The organism is Ruegeria sp. E1 (assembly GCF_056534225.1).
Genome location: NZ_JBQFPE010000001.1, coordinates 101,790 through 125,152, shown reverse-complemented (window position 1 = coordinate 125,152; position 23,363 = coordinate 101,790). Strand labels below are relative to the sequence as shown.

The window sequence follows — 23,363 nt, the reverse complement described above, 5'->3', positions numbered from 1 at the left end:
CGCGATCGGACCGAAACGTTGCAAGTCAATCCTACGTCTACCATAGCACGGAACAGTGATTGCATAGAGAGATGTCATCTTACAGCCTTCACAAAGCCCTTACCCTCGGCCGCCGATACCCCCCCGCAGGCCCCACAACCAACTCATGCAGTGCCCAGACCAACGCGTCGACACGGTCCGGCGAGCCCTGCCCCTCGAACCCCCGCGCGGTCATCTGGCACATCTGTTCCTCCAGCGCGTCCAGCCCGGCCACATGGCGCACCCGCCCTTGCTCGTACAATGCCGCCACAGGCTCGGCCCGCGCGACCTTGCCGCGCGACGCCCGCACCGCACGATAAGGGACCAGAGGGTCCACCTGCCGCACGACCTCTTCCACCAGTTGCCCGCCCTGATTGACCTCGGCCACCAACCGTTCGGCCCCGAATTCATCCATCGCGTCAATCGCCGCCTGCGCCCAGCCCGCCGGACCAACGCCCTGCACCGTCCGGTCGGCCAACACATAGGCGCGCCACGCCTCGGGCGTCCCCTGCACCTGCGCGCCAACGACCACGATCCCGCAGGCATCCGCATCCGCCCCCGCCGTCACCGCCGGGTCCAGCGCCACCACGATGCGATCCAACGCAGGCACCCGCGCGCACCGCGCCGCCTCCAGCATCGAACCTGTCCAGAGCGCCCCTTCGGCATCCGACAGAAGCACCCCGTCCAACTCCTGCCGTCCCAGTCGCGTGCCGGCATAGCGCGCGCGCACCTCATCCAGAAACGAGTCCGCCAGATTGGCCCGGTTCGCCTCGGTCGGCGCGTGGGTCTGCATGGTCGATGGCGACGCCAGCAAGTCCTTCAAAACCTTAACATTGCGCGGTGTCGTGGTCACGCACACCCGCGGCTGATCCCCAAGGCGCAACGCAAATTGCAACATATCCCAGGTCTCGCCCGCCTTCTTCCACTTGGCCAACTCATCCACCCAGGCTGCGTCGAACTGCGGCCCGCGCAGCCCCTCGGGATCATGCGCTGAAAACGCCTGCGCCTCGGCCCCGTTGGGCCAGACCAACTTACGTTCGGATGCCTTCCACGTGGGCCTGCGATCCGGCGGCGAACACTGCAAAATCCCGCTGTCGCCAAAGATCATCACATCGCGCACCTGATCAAAGGTCTCACCGACCAAGGCCACCCGACACGCCTCGCCGTGATCCAACGGCAAAGACCCCTCGACCATCGACCGCACCCACTCAGCCCCGGCCCGCGTCTTGCCAGCCCCCCGACCGCCCATGATCACCCATGACCGCCAGTCGCCTTCGGGCGGCAACTGATGCGGCAGCGCCCAGAACTCGAACAGGAAAGGGAGGGCGCACAGCCCTCCCTCCCCGATCTCACTCAGAAACCTGTCCTGCACCGCAGCAGGCGCGGAGGCGAGCCAGCCTGCACCCGATCTCAGATCGTGCCCGATCAAGGTCGAGCGCGTATCCCCCTTGGGCAATTCCGGCTTGTCTGTGATGTTGTTCGACAAAGCTTGTCTCCACTTTCTGGCAACTGCGGATCAGCCCCTCTAGCTGACCCAGTTGCTTGCCTGTTCCGGCAAGGTCTGCATCCTCCCCGGCACCGATCTGTTTTCGCAGTTCTTCCGCTGCCTGACGCAGATCGCGAATGGACCTCTCCAGCGACATCAACAAATCCGCCGTCTGTGAAATCCGCTCTTCCGGGGTAATCAAAGTCATGTTTGGCTATTGACCTCATGCGTGAGTTTTTCCGCACGAGAGAAACGAAAAACGACCGCCGGGTCGCCCCGGGGCCGTCGCCCACTTCTTCTAGCATGACATAAGGTATACGAGATTAAGTGCGCAAAGTCAATGTGTTACGCAACATATACGCAACAACCAGCGGGCGCATTGTTAACCATTGGGCCATCCAGAGCTTGACATTTCCACCAAGACCCATCATCTGCCGACCAAACCAAAGCGCTGCCGCGTGAGCATTCAGGCCAAGTCTGGCCCCCACAGCGCCCGATCCACCATAGTTCCCCATCACGCAGGGTTCTTGACGCGATGACCGGATGACGCAGGAATCGCCTGCCCGTCCCGAGGTCTCGCAGCACCCCCTGCCGGTCGCCGACGCGGCCCGTCTTGCCCCTGCGCCATTGCAAGGGGCTGTAAAGGATAGTTTTTTGTTCGACTTCGACATGCTGGGCCTTGCGCCCGCCCTCAATGATGCGCTCAAACGCGCCAAGTTCAGCCAACCCACCCCGATCCAGAACCAGGCCATCCCTTTGGCGCTGAACGGCCACGATATACTGGGGCTGGCCCAAACCGGCACCGGCAAGACGCTGGCCTTTGGCCTGCCGCTGATCGATCACCTGCTGGCGCAACCGGGCAAACCTGCGCCCAAAACCGCCAAGGCGCTGATCCTTGCGCCCACGCGCGAGCTGGTCAATCAGATCGCCGACAGCCTGCGCAACCTGACCAAAGACACCAAACTGCGCGTTGCTACCGTCGTTGGCGGCCAGTCCATCAACAAGCAGATCATGTTCCTGTCGCGCGGCACCGACATTCTGGTCGCCACGCCCGGTCGCCTGATCGACCTGATGGAGCGTCGCGCGGTTGACCTCAGCTCGGTCCGTCATCTGGTGCTGGACGAGGCTGATCAGATGCTCGACATGGGCTTTATCCACGCGCTCCGCAAAATCGCGCCTACCCTTGGCACCCCGCGCCAGACCATGCTGTTTTCGGCCACCATGCCCAAACAGATGGAGGAGATCAGCCGCGCCTATCTGACCAACCCCCAACGGGTTCAGGTCTCGCCCCCCGGCAAGGCCGCTGACAAGATCACCCAGTCGGTGCATTTTGTTGAAAAGCCTCAGAAACCCGCCAAACTGCGCGAGATTCTGTCTGCGGATATGGACGCCCTGACGCTGGTCTTCTCGCGCACCAAACACGGGGCGGAAAAGTTGATGAAGGGGCTGGTGGCCGACGGCTACAACGCCGCCTCGATCCATGGCAACAAAAGCCAGGGTCAGCGCGACCGCGCCATCAATGCCTTCCGCGCCGGAGAGATCAACGTGCTGGTCGCCACCGATGTCGCCGCGCGCGGCATCGACATTCCCGGCGTGGCTTACGTGATCAACTATGACCTGCCCGAGGTGCCCGACAACTATGTCCACCGCATCGGCCGCACCGCCCGCGCCGGTCGCGAGGGCGAGGCGATTGCCTTCTGCTCAGCGGAAGAGGTCGACCTGCTGATCCAGATCCAGAAGCTGATGAAGATCGAAATCCCGGTCGCCAGCGGCACCATGCCTCAGGCCGTGGCCCCCGCCAAACCCGCCCGCCGTCAGGGTAACCGCCGCCGTGGTCCGAAACCCCAGACCGCCGGCGCGCCGAAACCGGGCGGTCAGAAACGTCGCCGTCCTCGTCGTCCCAAGGCGGCCTGACACGCAAACGGCCCGGTCGATTGATCGGGCCGCTGCTTAAAAATCGGTTAATTCAGGTTTGTACAAACCGGACAAAGCGCCGGTTTAGCCTTGTACAAAACGTAAGATCGGCTCAGTTGCCCGAATTGCGCTCGGCCTCGATCTCGCGCCATTTGGCGACGTTGCGATTATGCTCTTGCAGCGTTTCGGCAAAGGCATGGCCCCCGGTTCCGTCGGCAACAAAGAACACAAAGTTCGTATTGTCCGGGGCGACCGCCGCCTCAAGACTCGCAAGGCCGGGATTGGCAATCGGCGTCGGCGGCAGACCATCAATCTGGTAGGTATTCCAAGGCGTTGGCCGATTCAATTCACTCCGCCGCAGGCCACGGCCCAAGGTACCGCGCCCCTTGGTGACGCCATAGATCACCGTCGGGTCCGTCTGCAATTTCATGCCTTGATTCAATCGGTTAACAAAAACGCTGGCCACCTGCCCGCGTTCCTCAGGCACACCGGTTTCCTTTTCGATGATCGAAGCCAGGATCAACATCTCTTCGGGGCTGTTCAAAGGCAGTCCATCCTGACGACCCTCCCACGCGGCATTGATCCTAAGCTGTTGTTTATCCTGCATTTTTGTTAGGATGCCGTTCCGATCATCGCCAGGTGTGACCTCATAGCTGTCGGGCGCCAACATACCCTCAACGGGGATTTCGGCGACCTCACCATCCAGAAAATCCGCCGCCTTCAGCGCCTCAACCACTTGCCAACTGGTCACCCCTTCGGCCAGAGAAACGCGATAGCGGGTATCCGCCTCATTCCGCATTTGTCCATATCTATCAGGAACTTCACCCTCACCGACTACGAACTCTGCAACATCGACAAAGTTCAGAGTCGCCGGGTCCAGCTCTCGCACACGGGTCTGAGTGCGGGTCACACCGATCCGGTACTCGATCTCGGTCCCACAGGTGCTGGCCCCGCTTTTGGTGATGTCATCGACAATCTGCTGCATCGATGCACCTTCGCGCACCAGAAAACTTCCCGCTTTCAACTGCTGCGATTTGTCGGTGTAGTCCGCCCCCATCCGAAAGATCGTAGCACTGCTGATCGCACCCTGATCTTCCAGATCACGACTGACCCGCGTCATGTTGGAACCGCTTTTCACCTGCAGGCAAATCGCGGTTTCCAGCGGGCCTTCGGTCTTGTATTGCGATTGACCCCACAGGATCACACCGCCCACCAGAAACAGGCTGACCACCAGAATGGTCAGCATGTTCGACGCAAGGGCCCGCCACATTTAGTTGACCTTTCCGAAGATCACACTAGCGTTTGTGCCACCAAACCCGAACGAGTTCGAAAGCGCCACGTTGATCTCACGCTCGCGCTTGGTATTCGGGGCCAGATCAATCGGCGTTTCCACAGCCGGATTGTCCAGATTGATCGTCGGTGGCGCAACCTGATCCCGGATCGCAAGGATCGAAAAGATCGCCTCGATCGCACCCGCAGCTCCCAACAGGTGGCCGGTCGCGGACTTGGTCGAGGTCATGGTTGCATTGCTCGCATGATCACCCAATAGACGTTCCACCGCGCCCAGCTCAATCGTATCCGCCATAGTCGAGGTGCCATGCGCGTTGATATAGTCCAGATCCTTCGGCTCCAGTCCTGCACTGCGCAGCGCGGCCTTCATCGAGCGTTCAGCCCCGTCGCCATCCTCGGAAGGTGCGGTGATATGATACGCATCGCCCGACATGCCATAGCCCAGAACTTCGGCATAAATCTTGGCACCGCGCGCCTTGGCGTGTTCGTAATCCTCAAGCACGACGATACCCGCACCTTCGCCCATGACGAAACCATCGCGGTCAATATCATAAGGGCGGCTCGCCTTTTTGGGATCGTCTGCATACTTCGTCGAAAGCGCTTTACAGGCGTTGAAACCGGCAATCCCGATCTCGCAGATACAACCCTCGCCACCACCGGCGATCATCACATCTGCATCCCCTGCGCGGATAATACGGCTTGCGTCACCAATCGCGTGAGCACCGGTCGAACAGGCCGTAACGACCGAGTGGTTCGGACCTTTGAAACCAAAGCGGATCGACACCTGACCCGAGGCCAGATTGATCAAAGCGCCGGGAATAAAGAATGGCGAAACGCGGCGCGGACCCTTGTCACGGATCAGGTTGGCGGTCTCAGCAATCGACCCAAGGCCACCAATGCCGGATCCGATCAATACACCGGTCCGCAAACGATCTTCTTCGTCTTCGGGGGTCCAGCCAGCATCCTTACAGGCCATTTCGGCCGCAGCGATCGAATAGAGGATAAAGTCCTCGATCTTGCGCTGCTCTTTCGGGGGCATCCAGTCATCGGGGTTGAACGTTCCGTTTGTTCCGTCCCCACGCGGCACCTCGCAGGCATAGGTCGTCGTGACCCCGCTTGCTTCGGCGTCAAACAACGTGATCGGGCCCGCGCCGGATTCTCCGTCCAGCAGCCGCGACCAGGTTTCCTCAACCCCGCTGGCCAAAGGAGTGACCAATCCCAGACCGGTTACAACGACTCTGCGCATGAAATGCCTCTTGCCTGCTTCCTGTTATGAGAACCGTCCATACCCCGCCCCGGGGGCCGGGGGCAAGAGGAACGGCGGATTCTGATCCGGCATCCTCATGCCAAAACGCATTTGGCACGACCCAAAAGACGCCCAAGTTTTTTTCGAGACACAAAAAATCCGCCCCTCTGGCCAGGCAGCTGGGCGGATTCTTTGCAGTTCAGGAGTTACTGGAATTCGGCAACCGGCTCGTGCGCCAGCTTTGCAACGTCCAGAGCCTCGGCCAGATCAACCGTCTTGCGGAACAGAGCCCGGCCAACAATTGCGCCCGAGATGTTCGAGATATAGGCCAGACGCGAGATGTCATCCGACGTCCGCACCACACCGCTGGCGATGATCGGCGTGCGTGACTTTTCAGACAGACCTGAAATCAGCCCCAGTTGCGCTTCGACATCTTCCATGTCGCTGTCGATATCCGTGACCAGAATCGCGGCAAACGGAGTATCTGCAAAGGCTTCGATGAATGCATCCGGCGTAAAGGCGCTTTGGCTGCGCCAGCCTTCGGTCATGACATGCCCCTGCCACACATCCACGGCCAGAACGATCTGATCGGGATGCAGTTTGGCCAGTTCCTTGACCAATTGCGGATCCCACGCCGCCAGCGTCCCGATGACGATCCGGCCTGCGCCCTTGTCGATCCAATGTTCGACCTGCTCGCGGGTGCGCATACCGCCAGCCAGTTGCACAGGAATTTCGGCGGAGCGAATGATCTCTTCCACCAGTTGCGCGTTGGAATCGCGCCCTTCGATCGCGTCAAAATCGGTCAGGTGCATCCACTCGGCACCCGCAGCGGCCCAGCTGCGCGCCGTTTCAATCGGGTCCACATGCCAGATCATCGCTTCGTCAAGGCGTCCCTTGTCCAGGGTCACACACCGCCCGTTCTGCAATTCCATCGTGGGGTAAATCCGCATGAGCCTTCTCCTCTGCCCAATCGCTCTGGAAATCCACCATAGCATACACGGCGAGGAAATGGTGATTCCACCAGTTTCGGCAAACGGCGGTCAATTTGCGGCATTGCAGCGTAAATCGTGTTTCACGCCCGCGCCGGCGGTCCGTTTCTGCGAAACAGATGAACCGGAGTGTTCTGATACTCGGCCTCGCGCAGCAACGTGTAACCCAGCTTTTCAGCCAACCGGCGCGAGGCCGTATGATCGGCGTCAATCAGCGCAACCAGCGGGCCCGGAATAACCCTGTCGAACCAGTCATGCGCGGCCTGGACCGCCTCGTGCCCATAGCCTTGCCCCTGCATATCCGGGGCCAGAACCCATCCGGCCTCGGGGAAGCCATCGAAATCCTCACCCAGAGAGCGGTTGCTGTAGAAAAACCCGGCCTGCCCGATCAGAGTGCGATTCGATTGCAGCACCACACCCCATTGGCCGAACCCGGTCATCTGCCAGTGGCCTGCGTTACGCAGAAACTTGTCCCACGCTTCCCCCCGGGTCAGGGGGGTGCCGCTGATGTGGCGTACAACATCGGGATCGCGCCAGATCTCGGCGAACCGATCAAAGTCTTCGGGTCGCATCGCAGACAGCGTCAGCCGCGCCGTGTTTATCATCGGGGTGGATCTTATCATGCCCTTGCCCGTCTGGAATTTGCCTCGGCGTTCAGAGTGCGAACACCCCACGCGCCGCGCAAGCGCGAATTTCGGGCAGGCACAAAAAACGGCGCCTCCGTTGCCCGGAAGCGCCGTTTTCTAGGGATTCAAAGCGATCAGGACGCTTCGGTGATGAATTTGACGGCGTCGCCAAAGGTCTGGATGGTCTCGGCGGCATCATCAGGGATTTCGATACCGAACTCTTCTTCGAATGCCATGACCAGCTCAACGGTGTCCAGGCTGTCGGCACCCAGATCGTCGATGAAAGAAGCGTTTTCCGCTACTTTGTCTTCTTCCACACCCAGGTGCTCAACAACGATCTTTTTAACGCGATCTGCGACGTCGCTCATGTCTATTCCTCATTCCTTTTCAGGGCGGTTTGCCCGGTTCTGCCCATGCCCGCGCGGGGTGGCCTTGTTTGCCCGATCCGGGCCGTTTGGGTCCCGGATACCCGGGAAATCAAGAGAACCGGTCAATTCGACCGGCCCCTCAGCATTGATGCGCCGCCTATAGCACAGACAACGCCCGACGCAAACGCTTTCGCGTCTACCCCGGGTTGCGCCTACAACATGGCCATACCGCCGTTCACATGCAAGGTGCTTCCGGTGACATATCCAGCCTCGGGGCTGGCCAGGTACAGCACAGCAGCGGCGATTTCCTGCGGATCACCCATGCGATTGGCCGGAACCTTAAGCAGCAGGCCTTTCTTTTGCTCTTCAGTCAGCTTTTCGGTCATCGCCGTGGTGATAAAGCCCGGAGCCACGGCGTTCACGGTAATTCCACGGGTTGCGACCTCATGCGCCAGCGCCTTGGAAAAGCCGATCATCCCGGCTTTGGACGCGGCATAGTTCGCCTGCCCAGGATTGCCGATCGCAGCCACAACGGAAGACACGTTCACGATCCGGCCCCAACGCGCCTTCATCATGCCGCGGATCACGCCTTTGCACAGCTTCATGGTCGAGGTCATGTTGACGTCAATCACGCTCTGCCATTCTTCGTCTGACATGCGCATGAACAGGTTGTCGCGCGTGATGCCTGCGTTGTTGACCAGAATGTCAACCGATCCCATCGCCTCGGCTGCCTGCTTTGGCAGCGCCTCAACGGCTTCCGGGTCGCTCAGGTTGCAGGGCAGCACATGGGCGCGTTCGCCCAGCTCATCCGCCAGCGCCTGTAGCGGCTCGACCCGCGTACCCGACAGACCAACCGTTGCGCCCGCACCGTGCAGCGCACGCGCAATATCACCACCAATACCACCCGAAGCACCCGTGATCAGGGCATTCTTACCAGTCAAATCAAACATTCTGTTTCCCTCGTCCAGCGCCCCTGTCCGGGGCGCATGTTTTGCTTACGATTCGGCCTGCAGGGCCTTTTCCACATCTTCCGGCGTTCCAACCGCCTTGCCCGCAATAGAGCGATCAATCTTGCGGATCATACCCGACAGCGCCTTGCCCGCGCCGATTTCCCAGGCCTCAGTCACACCTTGCGCGGCCATATACTGAACGCTTTCACGCCACCGAACCGAGCCAGTTACCTGCTCGACCAGCAATTGCCGGATCAGATCCGGGTCGCTAACCGCCTCGGCGCGCACATTGGCCACCAGAGGAACCGCCGGGGCCTTGATGTCCACGCCCGCCAGAGCCTCTGCCATTACATCTGCAGCAGTTTGCATCAACGCACAGTGAAATGGAGCACTTACGGGCAACATAACTGCGCGTTTTGCGCCTTTTTCTTTTGCGATCTCCGCCGCACGTTCAACAGCGGCCTTGGAACCGGACACCACGACCTGCGTTGGGTCGTTGTCATTTGCGGCCTGACAGACCTCGCCCTGAGCGGCTTCTTCTGCAACCGCACGCACAGCTTCCAGATCCAGACCCAAGACCGCCGCCATGGCCCCTTCGCCCACCGGAACAGCGCTTTGCATGGCTTGTCCGCGTGTGCGCAAAAGGCGCGCAGTATCTGCCACTGACAGCGCACCGGCAGCGGCCAAAGCTGAATATTCACCCAGCGAGTGCCCAGCCACAAAAGCCGCTTTGGAAATCGACACACCTTCGGCCTCAAGCGCGCGCATCGCTGCCATCGAGGTCGCCATCAACGCAGGTTGCGCATTCTGAGTCAGGGTCAGCTCGGCAATATCACCTTCCCAGATCAGGCTGCTCAGCTTCTCACCCAGCGCTTCATCCACTTCGTCGAAAACGGCCTGTGCTGCGGGATAAGCCTCGGCCAGTGCCTTGCCCATTCCGATGGTCTGGGCACCCTGCCCCGGGAAAACGAACGCGAGTGTCATTGCAACCTCATGGATGACGTCAAGTTGCGGCGCGGTGTAAACCGACAAGCCACGCGGCACAAGCATTGCCTGCGATCTGCATCAGGGCACCGTTTATGTGCGCCACGCACGGTTGTGTCTGCCCGTTCTGTCTTTAACCTAGTCTCAGCCCATATTCAGCGGAGCGTTCGACTCATGGCCTCGACCAATTCTTTCTCAAGCTACGGCAGCGTCGCCAAGACCTTTCATTGGCTGACCGCCCTGCTGATTTTCACGGCTTTGCCGCTTGGCTGGTTCGCCAACACTCTGGCACACGCGATTTATGACCCGGCCATTCCCACGACCGAGGCCGATATTGCCCGGGCTGCACGACTGTTTTCGTTGCACAAGACCATTGGCCTGAGCGTGTTTTTTGTTGCATTGGCCCGAATCTTCTGGGCGCTGACGCAGACAAAACCCGGCCTATTGAACGCCGATAACAAGCCCGAAGCCTTCGCAGCCGAGACCGTACATTGGCTGCTGTATGGGTCTCTGGTTCTGGTGCCCTTGTCGGGTTGGGTCCATCACGCCGCCGCCGAAGGGTTTGCACCGATCTGGTGGCCGTTTGGACAGAACCTGCCGTTTGTTCCAAAATCCGCCGCTCTGGCCGAGGTCACGGCGACGCTTCACCGGCTTTTCATCCTGATATTGGGCGGATCGATTGTCTTGCACATTGCGGGCGCTCTGAAACACCACGTGGTCGACAAGGACAGCACGCTGCGCCGGATGCTGCCGGGGCGCGCGGATCTGCCCGAGCCACCTGCACAACATCACTCGACCGTTCCAGTCTTTGCGGCGCTTGCGGTCTGGATCGCGGTTCTGGCCGGTGGCTGGTTTACCGGAGCATTCTCGCATCAATCGGCGGCCAGCACGGATACCGCAGAGCTGGCCGAGGTGCAGTCTGACTGGCAGGTACAGGACGGCACGCTTTCGATCACCATCACCCAATTGGGCAGCCCTGTCACCGGAACCTTCGCCGACTGGACCGCCGCCATCGCATTTGAAGAGCCTGCTGCCCCCGGTCTGGCCGGGGCAGTCGATGTCGAGATTGCGATTGGCTCGCTTAGCCTGGGCACGGTCACGGATCAGGCGATGGGCGCGGATTTCTTCGACAGCACGCAGTTTCCGACCGCGCAGTTCAACGCTGATATCTATAAAACCGAAACCGGATATGAGGCCCGCGGCCCGCTGACGATCCGCGACAAGACCATCGATATCGTGCTGCCCTTCACGCTTGAGCTACAGGACAACACCGCCGCGATGTCAGGAATGGTCGACCTGAACCGGATGGATTTCGATGTCGGCACCTCGCAACCGACCGAAGCTTCGCTAGGCTTTGGTGTAACCGTATCGATCGAACTGACGGCGAGCCGCGCGGAATAAAGCGTTTCGAGTTTACGTTGAATCGCTTGTTCGGTGCCTCTCCCTTCGGTCGAACGCGAAAAGCGATGCATGGGTGTTTCAACAAAAAACCCGAAACGCCATAGACAAAAAGAAACCGCCGGAGTTTTACGTCCGGCGGTTTCGCAGTCAAAAGACAGAGGGCTTAGTCGGCCTTCTGCGCCTCAACCGAAATTCTGACTTCGACCTCGTCGCTGACAAAAGGCGCAAACTGGCCCAGATCGAACTCGCTGCGCACCAGCGTGGTGGTGGCGTCAAAACCGGCCCATGGTTTGCCTGCCATAGGATGCTCGCCAACCTGGTTCAGCTTGGCATCCAGAACCACGGATTTGGTGACACCGTTCATCGTCAGGTCGCCTGTGATATTGGCGGTATTTTCGCCGGTGACTTCGATCCCGGTCGAGGTAAAGGTGATCAGATCACCCTCGGCCACGCCAAAGAAGTCTTCGGTCATAAAGTGATCTTCGCGCGGCTTCCAGCCGGTGAACATCTCGACAACCGGCATCGATACGCTGACGCTTGAGGCGGCCGGATTTTCCTGATCGAACATGATCTCGCCCTCAAAGCCCGAGAACATGCCGTAGGTGGTCGAAAAACCAAGGTGGTTATAGTTGAAGATGACCTGGCTGTGGCTCGGATCCAGGACGTATTTCTCGGCGCTGGCAAATGCCGAGGTCGCCGATACGGCCAGTACAGCAGCAAGAAGGGTGGATTTCATAACAATCTCCGCAAATTTTTTGAATGCAGCCCCATGGGGATGCTCATAAACAAAAATGTGCCGCCCGAGGGCGGCACACAAGTTTTTTTGATTCACAAACTCTGTTCCTTTTTGAACAGAATAAATTTCAGCCGAAAATTGTTACGTTTTGGCTGAGTTGCCCTTTCAGCGCTCGGCTGACATCCGCCGATTCCAGCGGCAGCTTCATCAGCAGGCTTCCGTCGACGTCGAACAATTCAACCTGCTTGTCCTCGAACCGGGCGCCACCCAGCGAGTCGTAGCTGCGGCGCAGAACCGTCTGCGGACGGCCATTCGAGTTTTTCTGCAGAATCCGAACCTCGCGGCGGATCGGATCGAAATAGGCATCCGGGCGGCTGTCCATCACTTCGATCGTCAGCAGGCTGACGCCACCGATCAGGAACATCAGCGAAGCAACCAGTTTGATCGGCCAAACCTCGGCACCCATTACAGAGCCGGGCATCAGCCACATGGAAAAGGCCGATACGACCAGAAAGGCACCCAGCATACGGCACAGTACCAGTCGCGCCTTCCAGTTCGGTGCGAAAGTGATCAGTACGGGGACGGATTTGTCAAAAGCGGCATTAGGTGCTGCCTGTTCGAAAGTGTTCGTATTCATCACGGCCATTGTCTCGCCCTGTCTGTTTCTCGGTCTCCCGGGTGCTCCCGGCTTCATGAACAACCTCGGGGCGAAAAGCGTCAGGAATTGGGCACCCTAAAGGAAATTGGGCGGCGTCTCAAAGGCATGTGTGGCAGGGCTTGCCCCGCCGCCATAAACGTGTATACGGGGCCATCCTTCGCAAAGGTTATGAATCGCGCAGCCTCTCGTGGCAGGGTCGCGAAGGACCAAATGGCCCCGCCTTTGAAATGCGCCTTGATATAAACAGGAGTGCACATGCCACTGTATGAGCATGTAATGATCGCGCGTCAGGATCTGTCCAACGCGCAGGCAGAAAGCCTTGTCGAACATTTCGGCACCGTTCTGGCTGACAACGGCGGCAACGTCGTCGACAGCGAGTACTGGGGCGTCAAGACGATGGCTTATAAGATCAACAAGAACCGCAAAGGCCACTATGCCTTCCTGAAGACCAACGCCCCTGCTGGCGCGGTTCAGGAAATGGAACGCCTGATGCGCCTGCATGACGACGTTATGCGCGTTCTGACCATCAAGGTCGACGAGCATGCCGAGGGCCCCTCGGTCCAGATGCAGAAGCGCGATGAGCGCGAAGGCCGCCGCGAGCGCCGCTGATCAACGCCTGACGAAAGGACATATACCATGGCCGCAAAACCATTTTTCCGCCGCCGCAAGGTCTGCCCGTTCTCGGGTGAGAACGCGCCGAAGATCGACTATAAAGACACCCGTCTGCTGCAGCGCTACATCTCTGAGCGTGGCAAGATCGTGCCTTCGCGCATCACCGCCGTTTCGGCAAAAAAGCAGCGTGAGCTGGCTCGTGCTATCAAGCGCGCCCGCTTCCTTGCCCTGCTGCCCTACGCCGTGAAGTAAGGAGAGACTGATATGCAAGTTATCCTGCTGGAACGCGTTGCGAAACTGGGTCAGATGGGCGACGTCGTTGACGTCAAGCCCGGCTTTGCCCGCAACTTCCTGCTGCCCCAGGGCAAAGCGCTGAGCGCGTCCGAGGCCAACATCGCTTCGTTCGAAGCCCAGAAAGCGCAGCTTGAGGCCCGCAACCTGGAAACCAAGAAAGAAGCTGAAGCGCTGGCTGAAAAGCTGGACGGTCAGCAGTTCATCGTGATTCGCTCGGCATCGGATGCTGGCGCGCTGTACGGCTCGGTCACCCCGCGTGACGCCGCGGACGCAGCGACCGAGGCCGGTTTCACCGTTGACAAGAAACAGGTCATTCTGATCGCTCCGATCAAAGAACTGGGTCTGCACTCGGTCGCAGTCAAACTGCACCCCGAGGTCGAGGTCGAAATCAAGATGAACGTCGCCCGTTCGGAAGAAGAAGCCGAACTGCAGGCATCGGGCAAATCGATTCAGGAACTGGCCGCTGAAGAAGAAGCCGCTGCTGAATTCGAGATCGCCGAGCTGTTTGACGATATCGGCTCAGCCGCGTCTGAAGACGACGATCTGGTTGCTGAAGAAGCACCGGCTGAAGAAGACGAAGCCAAAGCCTGATCCGGCCCTTCGCTTTTTTGATTTAAGGGTCGCGCCACTAGCGCGACCCTTTTTCGTGGCGAGTGATAGGCCAGCAAAAAACGGCCACATTCGCCACCTATGGTTGCGGCCCGACGCTTGATCCATATCATCCGCCCCCTGAGTATCGGAGCCCCCTATGCAGACCTATCTTCGCCGCAGAATTTTGACCCTGTTGATCGCAACCCCTCTGGCCGCCTGCGGCGGCTTTGGCAGCGTTTCCCAAAACGCCAACAGGTTTGATCCGCCGCTGTATCCGAATGAAACGCCGGAACTGCGCGCCTCGATCAACAAATGGGCGGATCACTACGAACTGCCGCGCGAGCTGGTGCATAAACTAGCGATCCGGGAAAGCACACATCGGCCCTGGGCCGTCAACCGGCCGTATTACGGGTTGCTGCAGATCCTACCGGCGACCGCGCGCTCGATGGGCTATAAGGGTAGCGCCGAGGGTTTGCTAGATGCCGATACCAATCTGGAATTTGCCGGAAAATATCTGCGCGGCGCCTGGCTTTTGTCGGACGGAGACCAAAAGCGCGCCATCTTCCTCTACGCCAAAGGATACTGGCCCGAGGCCAAAAAGCGCGGGATGCTGGTGGAAACGGGCCTAGTTCCGGCCTCGAACTGACAAATTCCGAAATTTCGAGCGAGATATGAGCAGTGTTTTTGCCTCGCACCTGAAAATAGATGCAAAAAACACACAAAATCGACATTATGTCCGCTAAAATTGGTGTCTCGGGCACAACTCAACCAAAAAGGCAGACATTTCCCCCGTGTTCTTGTCATATAGTGGAAAGTATGTTGTGGTATTTGACGTCAGGGAAGATCACTCTCTGTTTCCTGACGCAATAGGGGTCCCTCCGCATGTGCGGAGCTAACTGGTCGTTGACGAATGGAAATTGTTGATCTCAGCACCCTACCCCAGCAGGATACTCATTACGATGAGTTCCTTAAGCAGGTGTGTGAGAAATATGAGATGGACCACGCGGCCTACGCCGGTATGAACCCGGCAGCGGGGGCTATTCATGGTCACGTCACATATGGCGACGACTGGAAAGCGCACTATCAGGAACAAGGTCTTCACCTGATTGATCCCACGCTTCATATGACCCAACGCAGTATCGCTCCGGTTGACTGGAGTCGGTTGGAACGTGGCAAGGATTTTCAGCGTGTCTTTCGGGATGCACATGATTTCGGCATTCCGGATCAAGGTGTTACGATCCCCGTGCGCGGTCCTTATGGCGACATCGGATTGCTGAGCGCCGCGCGCGAGTGCAGCCGGGAGGAATGGAAAAAGCTGGTCGGCAACGTTATTACCGACCTGCAATCGCTGGCCGTACACATCCATGACAATGTGATGACATCGGACTCGGTCAGCCGAATGTTGTATCACCCGACATTGTCCAGCCGCGAACAAGAGATCCTTCAATGGGCCGCTGCTGGTAAGTCGCAGCAGGATATCGGCGATATTTTGTCCATTTCGCACCGTACGGTGGAAGTACACTTGCGTTCTGCACGAGAAAAGCTTAATGCCCTTACCACCCCGCAGGCAGTCGGTCGCGCGATCGGAATCGGGCTAATTTACCCAGGTTAAAACAAAAAAAAGCCAAACTACGGGAAACCCCCAATAGATTCGGTGTGAAAACTCGGTAACGATTGAGTTACGGACACACCACTCTAAGGGGGAAAATTATGATCTTAGTAGTTGACGGCCTGAACCGACACCTGTTCAGCGATGTACTTGACGAGATGTTTGAACTGCGCGCACGCGTATTTGGCGGACGACTTGGCTGGGATGTCAAAATCGAAGACGGCAAGGAAATTGACGAATTTGATCATCTGGACCCTGCATATGTAATCGGCCTCGACGATGGGGGAAATGTCGTCGCCGCTGTACGTGCTCTCCAGACCACCGGCCCACACATGCTTTCTGACGTATTCTCCGCAATCCTTTGCGGCGAAGCACCACTGCGCAGCGCAACCATGTGGGAATCCACCCGCTTCTGCGTCGATACCCAACGCCTGAATCGCGGCAAGGACAAAAATTCTGTGTCCTACGCCACATGCGAGTTGATGGTTGGGTCGCTTGAATATGCCCGCAGCGCCGGTATTCAGGATATCATCACTGTGATTGATCCTATCATGGACCGCGTTCTGAAACGGTCGAATTGTGCGCCATACGACTATGTCGGTGAAACCGTCCCGATGGGCAAGGTTTCGGCGCTCGCGGCCCTGCTGGATTGTAGTGAAGAACGGATCTCCGGTGTGCGCAAATTCGCGGGCATCGAAGGTGACGTGTTCATCGAAGAGGAAAAAGCGCTGGAAATGTTCGCCGCCAAGAAAAAGGCTGCCGAACTGAGCCCGGCCAACCGTGACCACCAACCACTAACAGACCTTGAGAAGTACTTTGTGGAACAGATGCACGCCGCCAAAACTGAAAGCGAGCGTCAGGATGTTCTCAAACTGATCGAGGCCCTAACTGAAAAGTTCACACCAGAGCAAAAGACCGCTCTGCTAGGAACCCCCCGTGCTTTTGCTCATGAGGCTTGACCCCCTCACCTCATAGTTCAAAAGCCACCCACGCGGAGCCGCCTAATTTGAGGCGGCTCCGTTTTTTTTGTGCCCCGTGTCGGGGCAAGAAAGAGGATTATTCCTCTTCCAGTGCCTCAACGGCTTTTTGCAGATCGTCTTTGCTGACTTCCTTGTCCGAGACCTGAGCCAATTCGAACACATAGTCGACAACCTTGTCTTCGAACAAAGGTGCGCGCAATTGCTGCTGCATCTGGGCGTTCTGCTGAACGAATTCAAAGAACTGACGTTCCTGACCCGGGTACTGGCGCGCCTGGTTCATGATTGCCTGCGTCATTTCCGCATCGGTCACTTCGACCTCGGCCTTCTGTCCCAGCTCAGCCAGCAAGAGGCCCAGACGCACGCGGCGTTCGGCCAGCTTGTTGTGCTCGTCATTGGGCTCGATCGGGTCGTGGTCGTGACCTTCAACCTCGGGGTTTTCCTCGTGCCACAGCTGATGCGCGATCTGCTTGGCTTCGGCCTCGACCAGCGACGGCGGCAGGTCGAACGACACCTTGGTGTCCAGCGCATCAAGCAGCGCGCGCTTCATCACGGCACGCGACGCACCTGCATATTCGGCTTCCAGACGCTCAGCGATCTGGGATTTAAGCGCAGCCAGATCTTCGGCCCCGAATTTGGTGGCCAGCTCATCGTTGACCTCAGCAGCAACGGGCTCCTTAACCTCTTTGATGGTGCAGGAGAAAACCGCGTCTTTACCAGCCAGATGCTCGGCACCGTATTCCTCGGGGAAGGTGACGTTGACGTCTTTTTCTTCCTCTGCCTTTACACCGACCAGCTGCTCTTCAAAACCAGGGATGAAGCTGTTCGAACCCAGAACCAACGGATAGTCTTCAGCCGAGCCGCCTTCGAACTCTTCACCGTCAACCTTGCCTACAAAGTCGAACACGATCTGGTCGCCGTCCTTGGCTTTTGATCCCTTGCGGCGCGCTTTGAAATCCTGCGCGGTTTCGGCCAGGTTGTTCAGCGCTTCTTCAACAGCCGCGTCATCAGCTTTGACAACCAGCTTCTCCAGCTCGACCGATTTCAGATCAACTTCGGGAATTTCAGGCAGCGCCTCATAGGACATCGCGACCTCGACGTCGTCGCCTTCTTTCCAGTCCTCATTGGTCATTTTGACCTCGGGCTGCAGCGCAGGACGGTCGCCGCTGTCTTCAAAGTGCTTGTTCATCGCACCGTCGATGGTTTCCTGCATCGCTTCGCCCAACAGGCGCTGGCCAAACTGCTTTTTCAGCAGCGCCATCGGCACCTTGCCTTTACGGAAACCCTTCATCTCGACTTCGGGTTGGGCTTCGGTCAGCTTTTCATTGACCTTGTCGTCCAGCTCGGCTGCGGTCACAACGATGTTGTAGCCGCGTTTCAGACCTTCGTTCAGCGTCTCGGTAACCTGCATTATGGTAGTCCCCATAGGATTCGGGGCGCGCAAAACGGCGCGCCGGGCAAATTTGACGCCTTCTATTTCTCCCGCCGCCCGCGTGCAAGGGGCAATGGCCAGATCAGCCTTGTTTTGCCGCTGATTTGAACAAAAAAACGCCCCAGGCCGGACCGGGGCGTTCAACCGTCGATTTGCGCAGATCAGAAGCGCCAGCGCGCACCCAGAACCCAGGCTTCGTTCTTATCGAAATCGACCATGTCATCAAAATCGTGATTACGGTATTTCAGATAGGCATCGGTGTTGATGCTGTCGATCCGCTGCACCAACGCGATCCCCCAGGACTTTGTGCTCGACCCCTCGTTTTCAAAATCCGAGCCGTCGAAATAGTCAATACCGATGCCGGTCTTGCCCCAGGACACCCAATCTTCGGTCTCATAGGCCAGCTTGGTGTACCAATAGTCTGGATCGCTGGCCCCCTCGCCCGTATCATCGCGCGTACCCAGCGCGGCGGTAAAGCTGAACCCGCTTGGCAACAACACCGAGGCCGACCCGATCGTGTCCTTGCGCTCACCTGGTCTGCCGTCGAAATCCCGCACGGCATAGGCCACCTTGGCCGCGAATTTCACACCGCTTGCGAAGGTCTCGTTATAATACAGACCGATGTCATAGTAAGTATCGTCATCGCTGCTGGACAGGATGTTTTCGCCATAGGCGATGGCCGCCGAAAAACCGGTGTCGTCCGAGCTTCCGCCGAATTTGCGAGTATCATAGCGGATACGCCCCCGGCGCGACCCGTCAAAGTTGCTGGACGAGTCGCCGACAGTTATATCGCTCAGCACCCCATCCGGAGCGCGATAGAAGAACGCCCCGTTTTCGTCGTTGGTAAACGAATAAAGTGCGGTTCCGACATAAGACAGGTCAACCTCGGCCGCACCATCCGAGGCCATGCTACCCTGCCCGGCGGAAAACTTGCCGTATCCCCCGTCAAGCGAGAAATCCACATGCCGGATATCCTCGCGCGACCACCCGCTGGTGTTGGTGCCGTCCTGATTTGCGGAGCCCGTGCTTGGCAGACCCAGTCCGGTTTCGAATTTGAACCTGAAAGTGCTGCTGCCATAGGGCTGAACCACGTCCAGTCCCACACGGCTGTTTGACAGATCGTTGTCAAGCAAACGGGTCTCGGTTTCCTCGCCATCATCGACCGAGACAATAGCGGGGTTGAACTGGCCGTACAGCTTCACATAGCCGCCGCTATTGTTTTCGTATTTCAGCTCGGCCGCAGCAGGAATGGCCGTCGTCGCTGCCAGAATTGCCGTGATCGAAGTCAGTTTATAATTCACTGTCATGTTGTTCACCATGAATGGTTCAAGTTATTACCTGTCGTTCAAATGCCCACGCAACCCTGCGTTTCCGAATTTGGAACAGCCTTTTTGCGGGCATTCTTCCCCTGCTATACAAACACTGATGCGTGCAGAGAATATCTATTTTTGTCAGCCCTTTAGATCAAAATCTTCTTCATGCGGGGTCCGTGCGATCAATCATACGTATCTGTTGCTCTGCGCCTTTTTGCAATCGTGGCGCATCCATGTTTCGGCGGTCCGATCTGCCAATCCACTCGGCCCGCTTTTTGTCTAAAACGCAGTTCGCTCAAAAACACTTACATATTAAGCTGTTTGAATGCCAAAGGCAATTGTTCAGGCAAATCCTCGGCAATTAGTCCCGGCCCAAACAAGCGGGCGCATTGAACATGTAGCCAGGCCGCTGTTTCCGCAGCCTGCATCGGATCAAATCCCCGGGCCATCAGACCAGTGATGAACCCGGCCAGAACATCTCCTGATCCGGCGGTTGCCAGCCAGGGCGCGGCGCGGTCATAAAACGCTGCATTGATGGCGCATCGCCCGTCGGGTGCCGCGATGATCGTATCAGGCCCCTTGAACAGAACAACACATCCCGCCCGCCGCGCCGCCTCTCGCGCGGCATCGACCTTTGAATAGGCCGGACCTTTGGTCGGAGGTTGCGCCAGCCGTTCGGCAAGATCCGGAAACAGGCGCGAGAATTCCCCCCCATGCGGGGTTAGAACACAGTTTTCGTGAAGCGCGGCAAACAAGGTTGCAGGATCATCTGCAAACGCGCTCAACGCATCCGCGTCCAGAACCGTTGCACGCTCCGCCCCCAGCGCAACCGGTACCAGTTCCCGCGCCCGCTCTGCGCCAAGCCCGGGACCAAGGCACAACGCGTTCAGCCGCTCGTCCAATAGCACTTCGGACAATTCCTGCGCCCCATCGGCACGCCGTATCATGATGGCCATTACCTGAACGGCAACTTCCATCTGGGCGGCTGGCGGAACCGCCAATGTCACCAAGCCGGCCCCAATCCGCAACGCCCCCCGCGCCGCCAACCGCGCGGCACCGGTTTTGCCCGGACCACCCGAGAGGATCAGCGCGTGGCCGTGGTCATATTTGTGCTCATCCCCGCCCTTTCGCAACAGAGGCGATGATCCAGAAGCTGCCAATCGAGAATAGCCGGGGCCTGGATCATCCAACCCGATATCGACAAGCCGCAAAGCCCCACAATAATACGGTCCGCATTCAAGAAACTGCCCTAGACGCTTCCGATGAAAGGTTACCGTCAGAAATCCGTGAACCGCTCCAAACTCCGCGCTCAGCGCACGACCACTATCCATACAAAGACCTGTCGGAGCGTCGATGCAGACCAGGCGGTCATAGGTTTCACCTGCGACGTGTAACTTCGCCAACGGGTCCAGAATCTCGGCCGCGGGGGGCCGCGTCAGACCAGCGCCGAATATCGCGTCTACATACAGATCATAACCGGACAACCCGGCAATATCCGAGGCCGACCATGGCCGCACATCTCCAACTTCACACCACCGCGCATAGTTCACTCGTGCATCGGGCGGCAACCTCTCTGGGTCACCGTACAAATAGACTTCTATCTCCCATCCAAGCCCCTGCAGCAGCCGCGCAACGACAAACCCATCCCCGCCATTATTCCCCGGCCCGCACAGCACAACCGCGTGCCGAGGCCCCCCTTCATCTTTTTGAAGATACTCCGGGGGTGCGGGGGCTGGCCCCCGCTTCAAATCCGGCCATTCCTCAAAGATCGCCTCGACAACACCACGCCCGGCCCGCTCCATCAGCTCCAGGCCACTGACCTCACCAGACTCAATAGCCGCCTGTTCAATGGCCCTCATCTGCGCTGCTGTCAGCAATTCCGTCATCTCACCCCTCTTGCGATTCATTTTTGATTATTTTTTGTGCATATCGATCAAAATTTAATCCAGCGACCTATTTTTGGGCATCCACCCCCGGTGAAACCCGCATTCAGATTGCCGCATGATCTTAGACGTGATCAGTGCCTTCGTGACAACCATGCAAGGTGAGCCGGAATGAAAAAGATCGAAGCGATCATCAAGCCGTTCAAACTGGACGAAGTGAAAGAGGCGCTGCAGGACGTGGGCGTGCAGGGTCTCAGCGTGATTGAGGTCAAAGGATTTGGCCGTCAGAAAGGTCACACCGAACTGTATCGCGGTGCGGAATATGTCGTCGATTTTCTGCCCAAGGTGAAGGTGGAGGTCGTGCTGGACGACGATCAGGCCGATGCCGCCATCGAGGCCATCGTCGGCGCCGCGAAGACCGACAAGATCGGCGACGGCAAGATCTTTGTCTCGCCCGTTGAACAAGCCATTCGCATCCGTACCGGCGAAACCGGTTCGGACGCCCTGTAAACTTACCCAATTCTCCAAGCAGAGGACCAAGAGAATGAGCAAGGACGCAGTTCTTCAGCTGATCAAGGACGAAGGCGCCGAATATGTCGACGTTCGTTTCACCGACCCGCGCGGCAAGCTTCAGCACGTGACGCTGATGGCCGACCAAGTCGATGAGGACTTTCTGGAAGAAGGTTTCATGTTCGACGGTTCGTCGATCGCGGGCTGGAAGTCGATTGAAGCCTCCGACATGAAGCTGATGGTCGACACCGACAGCGCCTATGTCGATCCGTTCTATGCAGAAAAAACCATCTGCGTTCACTGCTCGGTAGTCGAACCCGACACCGGCGAAGCCTATGAGCGTGACCCGCGCGGAACCGCCCAGAAAGCCGAAGCTTACCTGAGAGCCTCGGGCATCGGCGATGTCGCCTATATGGGTCCCGAAGCTGAATTTTTCCTGTTCGATGACGTTCGTTTCTCGAACAGTATCAACAAGGTATCCTACGAAGTTGATGCAACCGACGCGTCGTGGAACACCGACACCGAGTACGAGATGGGCAACATGGGCCACCGTCCGGGTGTCAAGGGTGGTTACTTCCCAGTCAACCCGATCGACGAAGCGCAGGACCTGCGTTCGGAAATGCTGTCGACCATGAAGCGTCTGGGCATGAAGGTGGACAAACACCACCACGAGGTTGCCTCGTGTCAGCACGAGCTGGGCCTGATCTTCGACAGCCTAACCAAACAGGCCGACGAGCTGCAGAAATACAAATACGTCATCCACAACGTTGCACATGCCTACGGTAAATCGGCCACCTTCATGCCGAAGCCCATTGCAGGCGACAACGGCACCGGTATGCACGTGAACATGTCGATCTGGAAAGACGGCAAGCCTTTGTTCGCTGGCGACAAATACGCTGATCTGTCGGACGAAGCGCTGTACTTCATCGGCGGCATCCTGAAGCACGCCAAGACCCTGAACGCCTTCACCAACCCGGCGACCAACAGCTACAAGCGCCTGATCCCCGGTTTTGAGGCACCTGTTCTGCGCGCCTACTCGGCTCGCAACCGTTCGGGTTGTGTCCGTATCCCGTGGACCGAAAGCCCGAAAGCCAAGCGCGTCGAGGCTCGCTTCCCCGATCCGGCCGCGAACCCTTATCTGGCCTTTGCCGCGCTGCTGATGGCTGGTCTCGACGGCATCAAGAACAAGATCGATCCGGGCGAAGCCATGGACAAGAACCTGTACGATCTGCCTGCCGAAGAACTGGCCGACATCCCGACCGTCTGCGGCAGCCTGCGCGAAGCTCTGGAAGCTCTGGCAGCTGATCACGACTTCCTGCTGCAGGGCGACGTGTTCACCAAAGACCAGATCGACGGCTACATCGCGCTGAAGATGGAAGAGGTCGAAACCTACGAGCACACGCCGCACCCGGTCGAGTACGGCATGTACTACAGCTGCTGATAAAGAATTTTCGACGAAAATTCTTGCAAGGGCGT

The 23,363-nt window shown here is 58.3% G+C and carries 23 protein-coding genes; 10 read left to right on the top strand and 13 right to left on the bottom strand.

Annotated elements, in window-relative coordinates:
- Positions 1–88: 88 nt before the first annotated feature.
- Positions 89–1,375 (bottom strand): DNA-packaging protein, encoded by a 1,287-nt coding sequence (locus ACR0FG_RS00610; RefSeq protein WP_480889539.1) that lies wholly within the window; start codon positions 1,373–1,375, stop codon positions 89–91.
- A 783-nt stretch (positions 1,376–2,158) separates the two neighbouring features.
- On the opposite strand from ACR0FG_RS00610, the gene ACR0FG_RS00605 reads away from it, so the two are divergent.
- Positions 2,159–3,418 carry a DEAD/DEAH box helicase gene (locus ACR0FG_RS00605; RefSeq protein WP_480889536.1) on the top strand — a complete coding sequence of 420 codons (1,260 nt, stop codon included), beginning with the start codon at positions 2,159–2,161 and terminating at the stop codon, positions 3,416–3,418.
- A 112-nt stretch (positions 3,419–3,530) separates the two neighbouring features.
- Here the strand turns inward: ACR0FG_RS00605 and mltG are convergent, their stop codons facing one another.
- The 7 genes from mltG to fabD form a co-directional block, all read right to left on the bottom strand.
- Positions 3,531–4,688 carry an endolytic transglycosylase MltG gene (gene mltG, locus ACR0FG_RS00600; protein WP_480889078.1) on the bottom strand — a complete coding sequence of 386 codons (1,158 nt, stop codon included), beginning with the start codon at positions 4,686–4,688 and terminating at the stop codon, positions 3,531–3,533.
- Complete coding sequence (fabF, locus tag ACR0FG_RS00595; protein ID WP_480889076.1) at positions 4,689–5,954, bottom strand: beta-ketoacyl-ACP synthase II; 1,266 nt, start codon at positions 5,952–5,954, stop codon at positions 4,689–4,691. It lies immediately after the preceding gene.
- A 206-nt stretch (positions 5,955–6,160) separates the two neighbouring features.
- On the bottom strand, positions 6,161–6,904 hold the full coding sequence (locus tag ACR0FG_RS00590; protein ID WP_480889074.1) for a 1-(5-phosphoribosyl)-5-[(5-phosphoribosylamino)methylideneamino]imidazole-4-carboxamide isomerase: 744 nt from the start codon (positions 6,902–6,904) through the stop codon (positions 6,161–6,163).
- Positions 6,905–7,026: 122 nt separating this feature from the next.
- A complete protein-coding gene (locus ACR0FG_RS00585; protein WP_170713722.1) occupies positions 7,027–7,566 on the bottom strand; it encodes a GNAT family N-acetyltransferase in 540 nt (179 codons plus the stop codon).
- Between the two features lie 137 nt (positions 7,567–7,703).
- Complete coding sequence (locus ACR0FG_RS00580; RefSeq protein ID WP_039529899.1) at positions 7,704–7,937, bottom strand: acyl carrier protein; 234 nt, start codon at positions 7,935–7,937, stop codon at positions 7,704–7,706.
- A 212-nt stretch (positions 7,938–8,149) separates the two neighbouring features.
- Positions 8,150–8,887, bottom strand: a complete 738-nt coding sequence (gene fabG, locus ACR0FG_RS00575) for a 3-oxoacyl-[acyl-carrier-protein] reductase (protein WP_480889071.1) — start codon at positions 8,885–8,887, stop codon at positions 8,150–8,152.
- Positions 8,888–8,932: 45 nt separating this feature from the next.
- Entirely contained in the window at positions 8,933–9,871 is a 939-nt protein-coding gene (gene fabD / locus ACR0FG_RS00570) for an ACP S-malonyltransferase (RefSeq protein ID WP_480889069.1), read from the bottom strand.
- Positions 9,872–10,045: 174 nt separating this feature from the next.
- Between fabD and ACR0FG_RS00565 the strand changes: the two genes are divergently transcribed.
- Positions 10,046–11,272, top strand: coding sequence for a cytochrome b/b6 domain-containing protein (locus ACR0FG_RS00565; protein ID WP_480889068.1), 1,227 nt, complete (start codon positions 10,046–10,048; stop codon positions 11,270–11,272).
- Between the two features lie 163 nt (positions 11,273–11,435).
- On the opposite strand, the gene ACR0FG_RS00560 is transcribed toward ACR0FG_RS00565, so the two are convergent.
- The gene (locus ACR0FG_RS00560) at positions 11,436–12,008 is read right to left on the bottom strand and encodes a YceI family protein (protein WP_480889066.1); all 573 of its coding nucleotides are present in this window, start codon (positions 12,006–12,008) and stop codon (positions 11,436–11,438) included.
- 127 nt (positions 12,009–12,135) lie between these two features.
- Positions 12,136–12,654, bottom strand: coding sequence for a hypothetical protein (locus tag ACR0FG_RS00555; RefSeq protein ID WP_170713712.1), 519 nt, complete (start codon positions 12,652–12,654; stop codon positions 12,136–12,138).
- 267 nt (positions 12,655–12,921) lie between these two features.
- Between ACR0FG_RS00555 and rpsF the strand changes: the two genes are divergently transcribed.
- The 6 genes from rpsF to ACR0FG_RS00525 all read left to right on the top strand — a co-directional run bounded on the left by rpsF (position 12,922) and on the right by ACR0FG_RS00525 (position 16,731).
- Positions 12,922–13,275: a 30S ribosomal protein S6 gene (gene rpsF / locus ACR0FG_RS00550; RefSeq protein WP_170713710.1), complete on the top strand. Its 354-nt coding sequence runs from the start codon at positions 12,922–12,924 to the stop codon at positions 13,273–13,275.
- A 27-nt stretch (positions 13,276–13,302) separates the two neighbouring features.
- A complete protein-coding gene (gene rpsR, locus ACR0FG_RS00545) occupies positions 13,303–13,530 on the top strand; it encodes a 30S ribosomal protein S18 (protein ID WP_005608650.1) in 228 nt (75 codons plus the stop codon).
- A gap of 12 nt (positions 13,531–13,542) precedes the next feature.
- Positions 13,543–14,163 (top strand): 50S ribosomal protein L9, encoded by a 621-nt coding sequence (gene rplI / locus ACR0FG_RS00540; protein WP_170713708.1) that lies wholly within the window; start codon positions 13,543–13,545, stop codon positions 14,161–14,163.
- 157 nt (positions 14,164–14,320) lie between these two features.
- Complete coding sequence (locus ACR0FG_RS00535) at positions 14,321–14,809, top strand: transglycosylase SLT domain-containing protein (protein ID WP_480889063.1); 489 nt, start codon at positions 14,321–14,323, stop codon at positions 14,807–14,809.
- A gap of 264 nt (positions 14,810–15,073) precedes the next feature.
- Positions 15,074–15,775, top strand: a complete 702-nt coding sequence (locus tag ACR0FG_RS00530; RefSeq protein WP_170713703.1) for a LuxR family transcriptional regulator — start codon at positions 15,074–15,076, stop codon at positions 15,773–15,775.
- A gap of 98 nt (positions 15,776–15,873) precedes the next feature.
- Positions 15,874–16,731, top strand: coding sequence for an acyl-homoserine-lactone synthase (locus ACR0FG_RS00525; protein WP_480889061.1), 858 nt, complete (start codon positions 15,874–15,876; stop codon positions 16,729–16,731).
- Between the two features lie 97 nt (positions 16,732–16,828).
- Here ACR0FG_RS00525 and tig read toward each other — a convergent pair whose 3' ends face one another.
- From tig to ACR0FG_RS00510, 3 genes are all read right to left on the bottom strand, one after another.
- The gene (gene tig, locus ACR0FG_RS00520) at positions 16,829–18,160 is read right to left on the bottom strand and encodes a trigger factor (RefSeq protein WP_480889059.1); all 1,332 of its coding nucleotides are present in this window, start codon (positions 18,158–18,160) and stop codon (positions 16,829–16,831) included.
- Positions 18,161–18,342: 182 nt separating this feature from the next.
- Positions 18,343–19,488: a porin gene (locus tag ACR0FG_RS00515; protein WP_480889057.1), complete on the bottom strand. Its 1,146-nt coding sequence runs from the start codon at positions 19,486–19,488 to the stop codon at positions 18,343–18,345.
- Positions 19,489–19,799: 311 nt separating this feature from the next.
- Positions 19,800–21,380: an NAD(P)H-hydrate dehydratase gene (locus tag ACR0FG_RS00510; protein WP_480889056.1), complete on the bottom strand. Its 1,581-nt coding sequence runs from the start codon at positions 21,378–21,380 to the stop codon at positions 19,800–19,802.
- A gap of 168 nt (positions 21,381–21,548) precedes the next feature.
- On the opposite strand from ACR0FG_RS00510, the gene ACR0FG_RS00505 reads away from it, so the two are divergent.
- The gene (locus ACR0FG_RS00505) at positions 21,549–21,887 is read left to right on the top strand and encodes a P-II family nitrogen regulator (RefSeq protein WP_260022631.1); all 339 of its coding nucleotides are present in this window, start codon (positions 21,549–21,551) and stop codon (positions 21,885–21,887) included.
- A gap of 34 nt (positions 21,888–21,921) precedes the next feature.
- Positions 21,922–23,328 carry a type I glutamate--ammonia ligase gene (gene glnA, locus ACR0FG_RS00500; protein ID WP_480889054.1) on the top strand — a complete coding sequence of 469 codons (1,407 nt, stop codon included), beginning with the start codon at positions 21,922–21,924 and terminating at the stop codon, positions 23,326–23,328.
- Positions 23,329–23,363: the final 35 nt, after the last annotated feature.